Raw genomic sequence first — 16,588 nt, 5'->3', positions numbered from 1 at the left:
TGGTAATACCGCGCTCACGCTCTTCTGGAGCGTTATCGATTTGAGAGAAGTCTTTAGCTTCACCACCGTAGGTCTTAGCCAGTACGTGAGAGATAGCTGCAGTCAGAGTGGTTTTACCATGGTCAACGTGACCGATGGTGCCCACGTTTACGTGAGGCTTACTACGTTCAAATTTAGCTTTTGCCACGATATATTCCTTTCTTTTCAGAATAATCCTGCATATACAGGACCATATTACATTTATGTCGTAACTTAAAATTAGCTACGAGATTCAATAATCGCTTTCGCAATGTTTTGCGGTGCATCAGTGTACTTCAAGAACTCCATGGAGTAGGAAGCACGACCCTGAGTCGCAGAACGCAAATCAGTTGCATAACCAAACATTTCAGAAAGAGGCACTACAGCATGGACTATTTTGATGCCACCGAAGCCATCATCCATACCTTCAATCAAACCACGACGACGGTTTAAATCACCAACCACATCGCCCATGTAGTTCTCAGGAGTAGTTACTTCTACTTTCATGCAAGGCTCGAGCAACACAGGATTCGCTTCGAGCGCACCCTTTTTGAAGCCCATAGAACCCGCAATTTTGAACGCCATTTCATTCGAGTCCACATCGTGATATGAACCGTCGAACAGAGTGACCTTCACGTCCAACACAGGGAAGCCGGCGAGAACACCGTTCTTCATCTGCTCTTGGATACCTTTATCAACCGCAGGAATGAATTCACGTGGAACTACACCCCCAACGATCGCGTTGATAAATTCGTAACCAGCGCCTTCTTCATTAGGCTCTAGTTTTAACCAAACATGACCGAATTGTCCACGGCCACCTGATTGGCGAACAAATTTACCTTCAGCCTCGACTGATGCGCGAATGGTTTCGCGGTAGGCCACTTGTGGCTTACCTACGTTACACTCAACACCAAATTCGCGACGCATACGGTCAACGATAATGTCTAAGTGTAACTCACCCATTCCAGAAATCAGTGTTTGTGATGATTCTTCGTCAGTCTCAACCCGGAAAGATGGATCTTCCGCTGCGAGTTTTTGCAGCGCGATACCCATTTTATCTTGGTCTGCTTTAGACTTAGGCTCAACGGCAATGGTAATTACTGGCTCAGGGAACTCCATGCGTTCCAAGATCACCTTATGATCAGGATCACAAAGTGTATCACCCGTGGTGACTTCTTTCAGACCGATAGCCGCAGCGATATCACCTGCACGTACTTCTTTCAGTTCGGTACGGTCGTTAGCATGCATTTGCACGATACGGCCGATACGTTCACGTTTCTGTTTAACAGAGTTATAAACGCCAGAACCTGATTCGAGTACGCCAGAGTACACGCGAATAAAGGTCAAAGTGCCCACGAACGGGTCTGTAGCAATCTTAAATGCCAACGCCGCAAAGGGGGCATTGTCATCTGATGGGCGCTCAACTTCTTGCTCATCGTCATCAATGCCCTTAATTGGAGGCACATCGACAGGAGCTGGCAAGAATTCCACAACCGCATCAAGAACCGCTTGAACGCCTTTGTTCTTAAATGCAGAACCACAGGTCGCTAAAACGATTTCATTATTAATAGTACGCTGACGCAGTGCCTTTTTGATCTCGTCTTCTGACAGTGTGCCTTCTTCAAGGTACTTGTCCATCAGTTCATCCGAGGCCTCGGCTGCTGCCTCAACCAGATACTCATGCATCTCAGCCGCTTTATCGGCTAACTCTGCAGGGATCTCTTCATAAGAGAAAGTCATACCCTGGTCCGCTTCGTTCCAGTTAATGGCTTTCATCTTGATTAAGTCGATCACGCCAGTGAAGTTTTCTTCTGCACCGATATTCAGTTGAATAGGCACACAAGTCGCTCCTAGGCGAGTTCTGATTTGCTTCACTACACGTTCAAAGTCCGCACCTGCGCGGTCCATCTTGTTAACAAACACTAAGCGTGGAACGCGGTATTTGTCAGCTTGACGCCAAACGGTTTCTGATTGAGGTTCAACACCTGAAGAACCACAGAAAACCACGACAGCGCCGTCGAGAACGCGCAAAGAACGTTCAACTTCAATAGTGAAGTCAACGTGACCAGGGGTATCGATGATATTGATGCGGTGTTCAGTGAATTGAGCATCCATACCACGCCAGAATGTAGTAACAGCAGCCGAGGTGATAGTAATACCACGCTCTTGCTCTTGCACCATCCAGTCAGTGGTCGCGGCGCCGTCATGCACCTCACCGATTTTATGAGACAAACCGGTATAGAACAGAACACGTTCTGTTGTGGTGGTTTTACCAGCATCCACATGAGCACAAATACCGATATTACGATAACGCTCAATTGGGGTTGTACGAGCCACTATTATACCCTCTCCACCAAGACAGTTGCCTTGGCAATATCAACAACAATGGTGTGGGCCTAAGCCCACACCATCAGATTACCAACGGTAATGAGCAAAGGCCTTGTTAGCTTCAGCCATGCGGTGCACGTCTTCACGCTTCTTAACAGCAGTACCTTTGTTTTCAGACGCATCTAGCATTTCACCTGCTAGACGTAAAGCCATAGATTTTTCACCACGCTTACGAGCAGCTTCAACTAACCAGCGCATCGCCAGTGCGTTACGACGCACAGGACGAACTTCACATGGTACCTGGTAAGTAGAACCACCAACGCGACGAGATTTAACTTCGACTGATGGGCGTACGTTGTCCAGGGCTGCTTCAAGAACGTCTAAATGGTTAGCGCCTTTCTTTTCAGCGATAACATCTAGCGCCTTGTAAATGATTTTTTCTGCAGTCGACTTTTTGCCGTCTTGCATAATGACGTTGATGAACTTAGCCAGCAACTCACTGTGAAACTTTGGATCTGGTAGGATTTTACGTTGTCCTACAACGCGACGTCTTGGCATAACAATTCTCCGTATGCTTCAGGGATTTCCAAAACTGGAATTCTCAAAATAAAACTAGCTTGGCCTTACTTAACGGATTGCGTTAAGACTTAGGACGCTTAGCACCGTACTTAGAACGACCTTGGCGACGAGTGTTCACGCCAGCACAGTCTAGGGCGCCACGAACAGTGTGATAGCGCACACCTGGTAAGTCTTTAACACGACCACCACGGATTAAGATCACGCTGTGTTCCTGCAGGTTGTGGCCTTCACCGCCGATGTACGAAGTAACTTCGAAACCGTTAGTTAAGCGCACACGAGCTACTTTACGTAGTGCAGAGTTAGGTTTTTTAGGGGTAGTAGTGTACACACGTGTACATACACCACGTTTTTGTGGGCACGCGTTCAACGCAGGCACGTTAGTCTTGTCGACTTTAGGTGCGCGTGGCTTACGTACCAACTGGTTTACAGTTGCCATGTATAGCTCCGAAACAGTTGAATCAAACTCAACGATAAGGTGTGAAAAATCTATATCCCACAATGGTGGGACGCGGAATTTTAGAAAGGTAATGCCTGACTGTCAAGAAATAGCCAACTTTTGCGGCATTTTACAATAAAAAAGGCGCCACCGGCGCCTTTTTGTTACAAACTGATTACTTAATCTTGGCTACCAGCCAGGTTTAAGAGGTCTGCAAGGTTTTGTTCTGCTTCACTTGCAGTGATCTTATTCACTACAACTGGCTCGTCTTTCTTAGCACGGGCATCGTTACGGGTCTTGTGATAAGCATAACCAGTACCGGCTGGGATCAGACGGCCAACGATTACGTTCTCTTTCAGACCACGTAAGTTATCAGACTTACCACCTACGGCAGCTTCTGTCAGTACGCGAGTGGTTTCTTGGAACGATGCTGCAGAGATAAACGATTCTGTTGCCAGAGACGCTTTGGTAATACCCAGCAGTTCACGTTCGAAGGTCGCAGGCACTTTGCCTTGTTCGATCAGGTCGCGGTTAGCGATCTTCACGCGAGACACTTCAACTTGTTCGCCTTCTAAGAACTCACTGTCACCCGCAGAGGTGATCACGCACTTACGCAGCATTTGGCGGATGATCACTTCGATATGCTTATCGTTGATCTTCACGCCTTGTAGACGGTATACGTCTTGCACTTCGTTCACAATGTAGCTTGCAACGTTGTGGATGCCACGCAGACGCAGAATGTCGTGCGCCGCTTCTGGACCGTCAGCAATAACTTCACCACGTTCGACTTTTTCACCTTCGAACACGTTTAAGTTACGCCATTTCGGGATCATCTCTTCGTACTGTTCACCGCCATCCGCTGGTGTAATCACCAGACGACGCTTGCCTTTGGTCTCTTTACCAAACGAGATGGTACCAGAGATTTCCGCCAGAATTGCTGGCTCTTTTGGCTTACGAGCTTCGAACAGGTCAGCAACGCGTGGTAGACCACCCGTGATGTCGCGTGTTTTAGACGATTCTTGTGGAATACGTGCTAACGCGTCACCCACAGCGATTTGCGCGTTGTCGTCGAGGTTAACGATCGCACTGCCTGGTAAGAAGTATTGTGCAGGTACTTCAGTACCTGGGATCATCAGGTCGCTACCGTCGGCACCAACCAGACGGATCATTGGGCGCATTTCTTTACCCGCTGAACCACGCTGACCCACGTCGAGGATCACGATTGAAGACAGACCTGTCAGTTCGTCTGTTTGACGAGTCATGGTCACGCCGTCGATCATGTCAACGAACTTAATGCTACCCGCCACTTCAGTGATGATTGGGTGAGTATGTGGATCCCAGTTAGCGATGATATCGCCCGCTTCTACCGCAGCTTCTTCTAACTTCTCGAGCACAGTACCGTAAGGCACTTTATAACGCTCTTTCTCACGACCTAATTCGTCGATGATCGCCAGTTCAGAAGAACGAGATACGATAACCAGCTTGCCGTCAGTGTTAGTTACGTACTTAGCGTTGTGCAGTTTCAACGAACCAGAGTTCTTCACTTGAACGTTGTTTTCTGCCGATGCTCTCGATGCCGCACCACCGATGTGGAATGTACGCATCGTTAACTGTGTACCTGGTTCACCGATTGATTGCGCCGCGACAACACCAATGGCTTCGCCGTGGTTAATCAGGTGACCACGGGCTAAGTCACGGCCATAACATGCCGCACACACACCGAAGTCGGTATCACAGGTAATGACTGAACGTACAATCACTTCGTCGATTGAGTGTTCTTCTAACTTGTCACACCATGCTTCATCGAGCAGAGTGTTACGTGGCGCAAGCACATCTTCTGTACCTGGGTACAGAACATCAACCGCAACCACACGACCCAGTACGCGTTCACGTAATGGCTCAACAACGTCACCACCTTCGATCAGCGGCTTCATTGTCAGACCTTCGTGAGTACCACAATCGTCTTCGATGACCACTAAGTCTTGAGCAACGTCAACCAGACGACGAGTCAGGTAACCCGAGTTCGCTGTCTTCAATGCGGTATCGGCTAGACCTTTACGCGCACCGTGGGTTGAGATGAAGTACTGAAGTACGTTCAGACCTTCACGGAAGTTCGCTACGATTGGGGTTTCGATGATCGAACCGTCTGGTTTCGCCATCAGACCACGCATACCCGCTAACTGACGGATCTGTGCGGCACTACCACGAGCGCCCGAGTCGGCCATCATGTAAATGCTGTTGAACGAAGCTTGTTTCTCTTCAACGCCATCACGGTTAATCACTGTCTCAGTTGACAGGTTTTCCATCATCGCTTTAGAAACTTTTTCGTTCGCACTTGCCCAGATGTCGATGACTTTGTTGTAACGCTCACCTGCGGTTACCAGACCTGATTGGAACTGCTCTTGAATTTCGAGCACTTCTGCTTCAGCGTCAGCAACTAAAGTGTACTTCTCAGCTGGGATCACCATGTCGTCGATACCGACAGATGCACCAGAGATAGTGGCGTAACGGAAACCTGTGTACATCAGTTGGTCAGCGAAGATAACAGTATCTTTCAGACCTAATTGACGGTAACAAGTGTTCAATAGTTTAGAAATCTGCTTTTTGCCCATGTTCTGGTTAACCAGATCAAATGACAAACCTGCTGGCAGAATTTGTGACAGCAGAGCACGACCCACAGTTGTATCTACGATACGACGTTGCTCAGTACGCTCACCATTGTCACCGATAACGGTTTCAGTGATACGCACTTTCACACGGGCATGCAGTTCAGCAGCGCCAGTTGCGTAAGCTTTTTCAACTTCAGCAACAGACATAAAGTACATACCTTCACCACGGCCGTTGATACGCTCACGGCTGGTGTAGTACAGACCTAATACCACGTCTTGAGACGGAGTGATTACAGGCTCGCCGTTCGCAGGTGACAGGATGTTGTTGGTAGACATCATCAGGGCACGGGCTTCAAGCTGCGCTTCCAGTGTTAACGGTACGTGTACCGCCATTTGGTCACCGTCGAAGTCGGCGTTGTAGGCCGCACAAACTAGTGGGTGTAACTGGATGGCTTTACCTTCAATCAGTACAGGTTCGAACGCTTGGATACCCAGTCTGTGCAGTGTTGGTGCACGGTTAAGCATCACTGGATGTTCGCGGATCACTTCATCCAGAACGTCCCAAACTTCCGCCACTTCACGCTCTACCATCTTCTTAGCCGCTTTGATGGTTGTCGCTAAGCCACGACCTTCCAGCTTGCCATAGATGAATGGTTTGAACAGTTCCAGTGCCATCTTCTTAGGAAGACCACATTGGTGCAGACGTAAAGTAGGACCTACGGTAATTACCGAACGACCAGAGTAGTCAACACGCTTACCTAACAAGTTCTGACGGAAACGACCTTGTTTACCTTTGATCATGTCGGCCAAAGATTTCAGAGGACGTTTGTTAGAACCGGTAATAGCACGACCACGACGACCGTTATCTAATAGCGCATCAACAGACTCTTGTAACATACGCTTTTCGTTGCGTACGATGATGTCCGGCGCAGCTAAATCTAACAGACGCTTCAAACGGTTGTTACGGTTGATCACGCGGCGGTACAGATCGTTCAGATCTGAAGTCGCGAAGCGGCCGCCATCGAGCGGTACCAGCGGACGTAAGTCAGGTGGTAACACAGGCAGTACTTTTAAGATCATCCACTCTGGCTTGTTGCCAGAAGTGTGGAACGCTTCCATCAACTTAAGACGCTTTGTCACTTTCTTGCGACGAGTCTCAGAGTTGATTGATGGCAGCTCTTCACGCATTTGTTCGATTTCTTTTTCGAGATCGATTGCGCGCAGCAGTTCTAATACCGCTTCAGCACCCATCTTAGCTTCGAATTCGTCACCGTATTCTTCTAATGCGTCCAGATAGTTTTCTTCTGTCAGCATTTGGCCACGTTCAAGGCTGGTCATGCCAGGCTCGATCACGACGAAAGATTCAAAATACAGTACGCGTTCGATATCACGCAGCGTCATGTCCAGCATTAAACCGATACGGGACGGCAGTGATTTCAAGAACCAAATGTGGGCAACTGGGCTAGCCAGCTCAATGTGACCCATACGCTCACGACGTACTTTAGTCTGGGTAACTTCTACACCACACTTTTCACAGATCACACCACGGTGCTTCAAACGCTTGTACTTACCGCACAAACATTCGTAATCTTTGACCGGGCCAAAGATACGCGCACAGAACAGACCTTCACGCTCAGGCTTGAAGGTACGGTAGTTAATGGTTTCTGGCTTCTTAACTTCACCAAAAGACCAAGAACGGATCAGATCAGGCGATGCCAGACCAATTTTGATGCCGTTAAATTCTTCAGTCTTGCTTTGCTGTTTCAGAAACTTTAATAAGTCTTTCACGTTTCTCTCCTGAAGGAGTTAAACCGGGTGCTCCGCTCGCACGGAGCACCATTCTGTTGCCAAACGCGGCTAAATACCTGCGCTTATTCCTGATCCAACTCGATGTTGATACCGAGTGAACGGATCTCCTTCAGTAATACGTTGAAGGACTCTGGCATGCCAGGCTGCATCTGATGGTTACCGTCGACGATGTTCTTATACATCTGAGTACGACCGTTAACGTCATCCGATTTCACGGTGAGCATTTCTTGAAGCGTATAAGCGGCACCGTATGCTTCGAGTGCCCACACTTCCATCTCCCCGAAACGCTGACCACCGAACTGAGCTTTACCGCCCAGTGGTTGTTGAGTCACTAAGCTGTACGAACCGGTAGAACGGGCGTGCATCTTGTCGTCAACTAAGTGGTTCAGTTTGAGCATGTACATGTAACCTACAGTTACTGGACGCTCAAATTCGTTACCGGTACGACCATCAAATAATTTCAGCTGACCAGAGGTTGGCAAGCCTGCAAGCTCAAGCATCTGCTTGATCTCTTTCTCTTTAGCACCGTCGAAGGCTGGCGTAGCAACTGGGATACCGCCTTTCAGGTTGTTCGCTAAGCGCAGTAACTCATCGTCAGTGAATGAATCGATGTCAACGCGCTGCTGCACTTCGTCACCTAATTCGTACACTTGCTTGATGTAGTTACGAACTTCTGCAAGTCCCTTCTCGCGCTGATCTTCCAGCATGGCAGCAATCTTGTTACCAATACCTTTAGCAGCAGCACCTAAGTGAACTTCAAGAACCTGACCGATGTTCATACGTGATGGAACGCCTAACGGGTTCAATACGATGTCCACAGGGTTGCCTTGCTCGTCGTACGGCATGTCTTCAATTGGGTTAATCTTAGAGATAACACCCTTGTTACCGTGACGCCCCGCCATCTTGTCACCGGGTTGGATAGTACGTTTAACCGCTAAGTAAACCTTAACGATCTTCAGTACGCCTGGTGCCAAGTCATCACCTTGGGTGATCTTGCGACGTTTAATTTCAAACTTCTTATCGAAGTCTGCTTTCAGCTCTTCATGCTGTTCAGCTAATTGCTCAAGCTCAGTTTGTTTGGCTTCATCGTCAATAACTTGAACCAATACATCTTTACGTGGCAATGCTGCGATTTGTGCTTCAGTGAAACCAGCACTTAATAATAAGTTGCGCGCACGGCTCAATACGCCTTCTTCAAGGATCTTGAACTCTTCGCCTAAGTCTTTACGAGCTTGGGCAATGTGCATTTCTTCGATTTCAATGGCGCGTTTGTCTTTCTCAACGCCGTCACGGGTAAATACCTGAACGTCGATGATGGTACCTTTAACAGAGTTAGGTACACGCAGTGAGCTGTCTTTCACATCAGACGCTTTCTCACCGAAGATGGCGCGCAGTAACTTCTCTTCTGGCGTCAGTTGAGTCTCGCCTTTTGGCGTCACTTTACCTACCAAAATGTCGCCGCCCTTCACTTCTGCACCGATGTAAACGATACCTGACTCGTCGAGTTTCGACAGAGCAGATTCACCTACGTTTGGAATGTCAGCAGTGATTTCTTCGCTACCCAGCTTGGTATCACGAGCGATACAAGACAGCTCTTGAATGTGGATAGTGGTGAAACGGTCTTCTTGTGCAACACGCTCAGAAATTAAGATCGAGTCTTCGAAGTTGTAACCGTTCCAAGGCATGAACGCGATACGCATGTTCTGGCCAAGGGCTAAGTCACCTAAGTCAGTAGACGGACCGTCTGCTAACACGTCACCACGAACTACTGGCTCACCAACAGAACAGCAAGGACGTTGGTTGATACAAGTGTTTTGGTTAGAACGGGTGTACTTAGTCAGGTTGTAAATGTCGATACCGGCTTCGCCTGGGCGCAGCTCGTCTTCATTTACTTTAACTACGATACGGCTCGCATCAACGTAATCGATCACACCGCCACGTTTAGCGGCGACTACTACGCCTGAATCCACAGCTAGCGTGCGCTCAATACCTGTACCGACCAGAGGCTTCTCTGATTTCAGCGTTGGTACCGCTTGACGTTGCATGTTCGCACCCATCAATGCACGGTTCGCGTCGTCGTGTTCTAAGAACGGGATCAGTGACGCAGCAACAGAGATAATCTGTTGTGGCGATACGTCCATGTATTGAATGTCAGACGCGCGCATAAAGGTAGATTCACCTTTGTGACGACATGCGATCTGCTCTTCAACCATGCGGCCCTGTGAGTCAACTTCGATGTTCGCCTGTGCAATCACATAACGACCTTCTTCAATCGCAGACAAGTATTCCACTTCGTCAGTGATCACACCGTCTACCACTTTGCGGTATGGTGTTTCTAAGAAGCCGTATGAGTTAGTACGGGCAAAGCTTGCTAATGAGTTGATTAGACCAATGTTTGGACCTTCAGGGGTCTCAATTGGACATAAACGACCATAGTGAGTTGGGTGTACGTCGCGGACTTCGAAGCCTGCACGCTCACGGGTCAAACCACCTGGGCCTAGAGCAGAAATACGACGCTTATGCGTTACTTCTGACAGCGGGTTGTTTTGGTCCATGAATTGTGACAGCTGAGAAGAACCGAAGAACTCTTTCACTGCAGCAGAAATTGGCTTAGCGTTGATTAAGTCTTGTGGCATCAGCTCGTTCAGATCGCCTAATGACAGACGTTCACGCACGGCGCGCTCAACACGGACCAGACCAACACGGAATTGGTTTTCAGCCATTTCACCCACAGAACGAATACGACGGTTACCTAAGTGGTCGATATCGTCCACTTCGTCGAAGCCGTTACGGATGTGGATGATGTTCTTCATTACTGCAACGATGTCTTCTTTAGACAGCACGCCGCTACCTTCGTCATCAGGAATGCTGAGACGACGGTTGAACTTCATACGACCTACTTTAGACAGGTCATAACGTTCTTCGCTGAAGAATAAGTTTTGGAACAGGGCTTCTGCAGCATCTTTGGTTGGTGGCTCACCAGGACGCATCATGCGGTAGATCTCAACTAACGCTTCTAAGCGGTTAGTGGTTGGATCGATACGCAGAGTGTCAGAGATGTAAGCACCGTGGTCTAGCTCGTTGATGTACAACGTGCTCAGCTCTTTGATGCCTGCCAGTGATAACTTCGCTAAGTCTTCTAAGCTGATTTCACTGTTAGCAGAAACTAATACTTCACCCGTGTCCGGATCGATGTAATCTTGGGCAGCATATTTGCCCACGATGTACTCAACTGGTACTTCGAGTTCAGTGGTGTTGGTTTTTTCGAGTTGGCGAATATGACGTGCAGTCACGCGACGGCCCGCTTCAACCAATACGGTACCTTCAGCATCCTTGATGTCGTAGCTGGCGGTTTCACCACGTAGACGCTCAGGCACTAAGGTCATAACCAGAGTATCTTTCTTGATCTTGAATTCAACGCGTTCGAAGAACAGGTCGAGGATCTCTTGAGTAGAATACTCTAATGCACGCAGAATGATGGTCGCAGGTAATTTACGACGACGGTCAATACGTACGAACAGCGCATCTTTAGGATCGAATTCAAAGTCTAACCATGAACCACGGTAAGGAATGATACGTGCGTTATACAGCACCTTACCTGATGAGTGGGTTTTACCACGGTCGTGATCGAAGAATACGCCTGGGCTACGGTGTAATTGAGAAACGATTACACGCTCAGTACCGTTGATCACAAAGGTACCGTTGTCAGTCATCAATGGGATATCACCCATGTAGACTTCTTGTTCTTTAATATCTTTTACAGTGCCGGCCGCTGCTTCACGATCATACAACACCATGCGTAATTTAACGCGCAGTGGAGCTGAATATGTAACACCACGGATCTGACACTCTTTCACATCAAAAACAGGCTCGCCAAGCTTATAGCTGACGTATTGCAGTTCTGAATTACCAGAAAAGCTCTTGATGGGAAAAACGCTACGGAAGGCGGCTTCTAAACCGCGCTCACCGGTAGGATCTTGATCGGTGAACTTCTTAAAAGAGTCTAACTGAATAGACAAAAGGTAAGGAATATCCAACACCTGTGGACGCTTACCAAAGTCTTTGCGAATACGCTTCTTTTCAGAATAGGAGTAAACCATGGGTTTCCTCTGCTTACGAGATGTGACCAAGACTGAATCAATAACTTAAGTTATTGCATTCAGCACGTTTGCCCATCACCGTTGATGGCAAGAACCTAACCAGTAATCTCTGCTAGGGACTGCAAAATCTGGCGACAAACGGTGAAAAAAAATCGCCGGCGCATATAGCGCAAAAAAGGCCGACGGTTAAAAAACCGCCAGCCTCCACCCAAGTGGCTTGGGTGAGCAAGCTAGATAATAGCTTACTTGATTTCTACTGAAGCACCAGCTTCAACTAGTTCTTTCTTCAGAGCTTCAGCTTCTTCTTTAGAAACGCCTTCTTTAACTGCTACAGGAGCAGCTTCAGACATTGCTTTAGCTTCTTTCAGGCCTAAACCAGTTGCACCGCGGATTGCTTTAATAACAGCAACTTTGTTGTCGCCGTGAGCAGTTAACATAACAGTGAATTCTGTTTGTTCTTCAGCAGCAGCACCAGCATCAGCACCACCAGTTGCAACTACTGCAGCAGCAGCAGAAACGCCGAACTTCTCTTCCATAGCTTCGATCAGTTCAACAACTTCCATTACAGACATAGCTGCAAAGGCTTCTAAGATTTGGTCTTTAGTGATAGACATAACAAATGTTTCCTATTGTTCTGAATTCAATTTTATTAAGCAGCCAGCTTAAAATTAAGCGGCTTCTTGTTTTTGATCGCGCAGGGCGGCCAGAGTACGAACGAACTTGCCAGCAGATGCTTCTTTCATAGTCATCATTAACTGTGCTAGTGCTTCTTCGTATGTTGGCAGTTTCGCCAAACGATCAATTTCAGCTGCAGGGATGAAATTCCCTTCAAAGGCAGCGCCTTTAACTTCGAAGTTAGCTTGCTCTTTAGCAAAGTCTTTTAACAGACGAGCTGCAGCACCTGGGTGCTCGTTAGAGAAAGCAATCAAAGTTGGGCCAGTGAACGTTTCTGCTAGGCACTCAAAAGCAGTACCTTCAACAGCACGACGAGCCAGAGTGTTACGTACTACACGTACATAAACACCAGCTTCACGAGCTTTTTTACGCAGACCGGTCATAGCACCTACAGTTACACCGCGTGAATCAGCGGCTACTGCAGATAGCGCACCTTTGGCAGCTTCGTTGACTTCAGCAACAATCGCTTTTTTGTCTTCGAGTCTTAATGCCATTGGCTTTACTCCTGGATTCCACCTAGGGTATACCCCTAGTATTTACCATACTAAATACTTATGTATTTAGTGACTTACGGTGCAGATTATCCAGTAAAAAAATTTAGCTGGGGCCTGACACCGTCTACGCAGGAAATTAAGTAAACCGATAAGGAAAACACCTGCGGTCTTGGACGGAAGCCCGTTTCACGATGTTTTACACATCAAAAACAGGCTTCAACCCACAAAGTGCGCGCATTATAGACTAATGCGCGTACCTTGTAAAATTAGTTAGCTGTATCGAGAGTCGCTTGGTCGATAGCTACACCTGCACCCATAGTGGTAGAGATGCTAACTTTCTTCACGTATACACCTTTAGCAACTGCAGGCTTAGCCTTTTTCAGTGCAGAGATTAACGCTTCCAAGTTCTCTTTCAATTGAACTGGTGTGAAATCCACTTTACCGATAGTAGTGTGGATAATACCGTTCTTGTCGTTACGGTAACGAACTTGACCAGCTTTAGCGTTCTTAACTGCTTCAGCAACGTTTGGCGTTACTGTGCCAGTTTTTGGGTTAGGCATTAAACCACGCGGGCCTAAGATTTGACCTAACATACCAACAACGCGCATTGCATCTGGAGATGCGATAACTACGTCGAAGTTCATTTCACCGGCTTTGATTTGCTCAGCCAGATCATCCATACCAACGAGTTCTGCACCAGCAGCTTTTGCAGCTTCAGCATTTGCACCTTGTGTAAATACTGCAACGCGAACTTCACGACCAGTACCGTGTGGTAATACAGTAGCACCACGAACGTTTTGGTCTGATTTACGTGGGTCAATACCCAGGTTAACTGCAACGTCAACACTTTCAACGAACTTAGCAGTTGCTAATTCTTTTAACAGAGCAACAGCGTCGTTGATTTCGTATAACTTAGTACCGTCAACTTTCTCGCGGATTACGCGCATGCGTTTAGTTAGTTTTGCCATTATATTAACCCTCTACAACCAAACCCATTGAACGCGCAGTACCTTCGATTGAGCGAGTCATCGCTTCAATATCAGCACCAGTCATATCGGCGGCTTTCATTTCAGCAATTTCCTGAATCTTAGCACGAGCGATAGTACCTACTTTCTGAGTGTTTGGACGTGAAGAACCTGACTTCAGGCCTGCAGCAGTCTTCAGTAAGTAAGAAGCTGGCGGAGTCTTAGTTTCGAAAGTGAACGAACGGTCACTGTATACAGTGATCACGACTGGAATAGGCATGCCTTTTTCCATTTTTTCTGTACGGGCGTTGAACGCTTTACAGAATTCCATGATGTTCACACCTTTCTGACCCAGAGCTGGACCAACTGGTGGTGAAGGGTTCGCAGAACCTGATTTCACTTGTAGCTTAATATAAGCATCAATCTTTTTTGCCATCTGACATTTCCTCAGTTTGGGTTCAAACGCGCATCAGCGACATGCCGACGTGCTCCCCCGAAAACAACGGGTGCGGATTATATAGAAATCCGCACCCGTTGCCAAACGGATTTTTGTATTTAATTTAATCAGCCTTTTTCGACCTGATTAAAATCGAGCTCGACTGGTGTAGAACGACCAAAGATCATTACTGACACTTTTACGCGGCTCTTGTCATAATCCACTTCTTCAACGGTACCGTTAAAGTCAGCAAATGGACCATCACAAACACGCACCACTTCACCCGGCTCGAAAATAACGCGGTGAGTCGGTGAAGCTGTGGTTTCTTGTAAGCGACGCAGAATTGCATCCGCTTCTCTATCTGAAATTGGCGCAGGACGATCAGAAGTTCCGCCAATAAAGCCTAAAACACGCGGGATGCTTTTGACTAAATGCCAGCTGTCATCGTTCATTTCCATCTGGACTAACACATAGCCCGGGAAAAACTTACGCTCGCTCTTACGACGCTGGCCTGCACGCATTTCGATGACTTCTTCAGTCGGAACTAATACTTCGCCGAAGTACTGTTCCATGCCGTGCATTTTAATGTATTCAATCAGTGACTTACAAACTCGGCCTTCATAGCCTGAGAATGCCTGCACTACATACCATCTTTTTTTAGCTTCTTTAGCTTCAGTCATTCGAGGTGCCTATACGCCAGTGATGAAATTGACAATGTGCATTAACACTGCATCTAAACCCCATAAAACAAGGGCTAAAATACCTGTTGCAGCAAGGACAATAAAAGTGGTGTTAAGCGCTTCTTGACGTGTTGGCCATACGACCTTGCGCACTTCAATTTGCGACTCACGAGCGAACGCTAAGGCTTTCTTACCCTTTTCTGTTTGCAGGGCAATAAAACCAGCAATAGCGAATGCAACGATAACAGCCAGTGCACGGATCACGGCACTTGTCTCGCTATACATCTGATTGCCAATAACAGCAGCGGCCAGCAATAGGATCGCTAAACCCCACTTCACGATATCCAGAGAGTTAGTCTGGTTTTCAGTATTTGTTGTCATCGGTTATTCCGTTACTCAATACGGCCTGAGCTTGAGCACAATAATTAGGGACATACGACCCAGTTACAATACGCTTTAGATACTCTGCATTCCGAATACCCTTAGAAACGCATCATGTTGCATAAGCTCAGGGTCAAAAATCGGCCATAGATTGTATTCTTATTCGACTTTGTTAGCAAGGATGCACAGCCGTTGCAACCCACAAAACCTGGTAAATAATCGACTTAAACAAAAAAGGAAGCCGAAGCTTCCTTTTTCAGTACTATAACTCGTTCGCGATTAAGCGAAAATCTTAGCTACAACACCAGCACCTACTGTACGGCCACCTTCACGGATTGCGAAGCGTAAACCTTCGTCCATCGCGATTGGACAGATCAGAGTCACTTTCATCTTGATGTTGTCGCCTGGCATTACCATCTCTACGCCTTCTGGCAGTTCGATAGTGCCTGTCACGTCAGTTGTACGGAAGTAGAACTGTGGACGGTAGCCTTTGAAGAATGGAGTGTGACGACCACCTTCTTCTTTTGACAGAACGTAAACTTCTGATTCAAAAGTAGTGTGTGGGTTGATTGAACCTGGCTTAGATAATACTTGACCACGTTCTACGTCATCACGCTTAGTACCACGTAACAGGATACCACAGTTCTCACCTGCACGACCTTCGTCAAGCAGCTTACGGAACATTTCAACACCAGTACAGGTTGTCTTAGTAGTNGTACGGATACCTACGATTTCTACTTCGTCACCAACACGTACGATACCACGCTCAACACGACCAGTTACTACTGTACCACGGCCAGAGATTGAGAATACGTCTTCGATTGGCATCAGGAATGGCTTATCGATATCACGCTCTGGTTCTGGAATGTAAGAGTCTAAAGCTGCTGCCAGCTCAAGGATCTTCGCTTCCCACTCTGGCTCGCCTTCAAGCGCTTTCAGAGCTGAACCTTGGATTACTGGTAAATCATCACCTGGGAAGTCGTATTCTGATAACAGTTCACGTACTTCCATTTCAACGAGTTCTAACAGCTCAGCATCGTCAACCATGTCACATTTGTTCATGAATACGATGATGAAT

13 protein-coding genes are annotated in these 16,588 nt (G+C 47.3%); all 13 read right to left on the bottom strand.

Annotated features, from left to right (window positions below):
* On the bottom strand, positions 1-187 hold a 187-nt coding region (locus tag EYR25_RS21105), incomplete at its 3' end, for a GTP-binding protein (protein WP_243729921.1).
* A 71-nt stretch (positions 188-258) separates the two neighbouring features.
* Positions 259-2,355, bottom strand: a complete 2,097-nt coding sequence (gene fusA, locus EYR25_RS21100) for an elongation factor G (protein WP_086904167.1) — start codon at positions 2,353-2,355, stop codon at positions 259-261.
* A 78-nt stretch (positions 2,356-2,433) separates the two neighbouring features.
* The gene (gene rpsG / locus EYR25_RS21095) at positions 2,434-2,904 is read right to left on the bottom strand and encodes a 30S ribosomal protein S7 (RefSeq protein ID WP_011715460.1); all 471 of its coding nucleotides are present in this window, start codon (positions 2,902-2,904) and stop codon (positions 2,434-2,436) included.
* An 82-nt stretch (positions 2,905-2,986) separates the two neighbouring features.
* Positions 2,987-3,361 (bottom strand): 30S ribosomal protein S12, encoded by a 375-nt coding sequence (gene rpsL, locus EYR25_RS21090; RefSeq protein ID WP_011715459.1) that lies wholly within the window; start codon positions 3,359-3,361, stop codon positions 2,987-2,989.
* A gap of 179 nt (positions 3,362-3,540) precedes the next feature.
* Positions 3,541-7,758 carry a DNA-directed RNA polymerase subunit beta' gene (rpoC, locus tag EYR25_RS21085; RefSeq protein WP_023265434.1) on the bottom strand — a complete coding sequence of 1,406 codons (4,218 nt, stop codon included), beginning with the start codon at positions 7,756-7,758 and terminating at the stop codon, positions 3,541-3,543.
* Positions 7,759-7,841: 83 nt separating this feature from the next.
* Positions 7,842-11,879, bottom strand: coding sequence for a DNA-directed RNA polymerase subunit beta (gene rpoB / locus EYR25_RS21080; RefSeq protein WP_133182683.1), 4,038 nt, complete (start codon positions 11,877-11,879; stop codon positions 7,842-7,844).
* A gap of 242 nt (positions 11,880-12,121) precedes the next feature.
* Positions 12,122-12,493, bottom strand: coding sequence for a 50S ribosomal protein L7/L12 (rplL, locus tag EYR25_RS21075; RefSeq protein ID WP_133182681.1), 372 nt, complete (start codon positions 12,491-12,493; stop codon positions 12,122-12,124).
* 54 nt (positions 12,494-12,547) lie between these two features.
* Positions 12,548-13,048, bottom strand: a complete 501-nt coding sequence (gene rplJ, locus EYR25_RS21070; RefSeq protein ID WP_023265431.1) for a 50S ribosomal protein L10 — start codon at positions 13,046-13,048, stop codon at positions 12,548-12,550.
* A gap of 266 nt (positions 13,049-13,314) precedes the next feature.
* Positions 13,315-14,016 carry a 50S ribosomal protein L1 gene (gene rplA / locus EYR25_RS21065; RefSeq protein WP_011715456.1) on the bottom strand — a complete coding sequence of 234 codons (702 nt, stop codon included), beginning with the start codon at positions 14,014-14,016 and terminating at the stop codon, positions 13,315-13,317.
* A 4-nt stretch (positions 14,017-14,020) separates the two neighbouring features.
* On the bottom strand, positions 14,021-14,449 hold the full coding sequence (rplK, locus tag EYR25_RS21060; protein ID WP_023265430.1) for a 50S ribosomal protein L11: 429 nt from the start codon (positions 14,447-14,449) through the stop codon (positions 14,021-14,023).
* 128 nt (positions 14,450-14,577) lie between these two features.
* The gene (nusG, locus tag EYR25_RS21055; RefSeq protein WP_011715455.1) at positions 14,578-15,129 is read right to left on the bottom strand and encodes a transcription termination/antitermination protein NusG; all 552 of its coding nucleotides are present in this window, start codon (positions 15,127-15,129) and stop codon (positions 14,578-14,580) included.
* Between the two features lie 9 nt (positions 15,130-15,138).
* Positions 15,139-15,510: a preprotein translocase subunit SecE gene (secE, locus tag EYR25_RS21050; protein ID WP_011621018.1), complete on the bottom strand. Its 372-nt coding sequence runs from the start codon at positions 15,508-15,510 to the stop codon at positions 15,139-15,141.
* A 279-nt stretch (positions 15,511-15,789) separates the two neighbouring features.
* The coding region (locus EYR25_RS21045) for an elongation factor Tu (protein ID WP_133182982.1) at positions 15,790-16,588 on the bottom strand (799 nt) is incomplete at its 5' end.

Source organism: Shewanella decolorationis (genome assembly GCF_004354305.1).
Taxonomy (GTDB): Bacteria; Pseudomonadota; Gammaproteobacteria; order Enterobacterales; family Shewanellaceae; genus Shewanella; species Shewanella decolorationis.
The sequence above is the reverse complement of the archived record's forward strand: the minus strand, read 5'-3'. Positions and strand labels throughout refer to the sequence as shown.

Bases quoted from the DNA above. Each gene is read 5' to 3' on its own strand.
- rpsG (WP_011715460.1), bottom strand. From the start codon at position 2,904: ATGCCAAGACGTCGCGTTGTAGGACAACGTAAAATCCTACCAGATCCA.
- rpsL (WP_011715459.1), bottom strand. From the start codon at position 3,361: ATGGCAACTGTAAACCAGTTGGTACGTAAGCCACGCGCACCTAAAGTC.
- rpoB (WP_133182683.1), bottom strand. From the start codon at position 11,879: ATGGTTTACTCCTATTCTGAAAAGAAGCGTATTCGCAAAGACTTTGGT.
- rplL (WP_133182681.1), bottom strand. From the start codon at position 12,493: ATGTCTATCACTAAAGACCAAATCTTAGAAGCCTTTGCAGCTATGTCT.
- rplJ (WP_023265431.1), bottom strand. From the start codon at position 13,048: ATGGCATTAAGACTCGAAGACAAAAAAGCGATTGTTGCTGAAGTCAAC.
- rplA (WP_011715456.1), bottom strand. From the start codon at position 14,016: ATGGCAAAACTAACTAAACGCATGCGCGTAATCCGCGAGAAAGTTGAC.
- rplK (WP_023265430.1), bottom strand. From the start codon at position 14,449: ATGGCAAAAAAGATTGATGCTTATATTAAGCTACAAGTGAAATCAGGT.
- nusG (WP_011715455.1), bottom strand. From the start codon at position 15,129: ATGACTGAAGCTAAAGAAGCTAAAAAAAGATGGTATGTAGTGCAGGCA.
- secE (WP_011621018.1), bottom strand. From the start codon at position 15,510: ATGACAACAAATACTGAAAACCAGACTAACTCTCTGGATATCGTGAAG.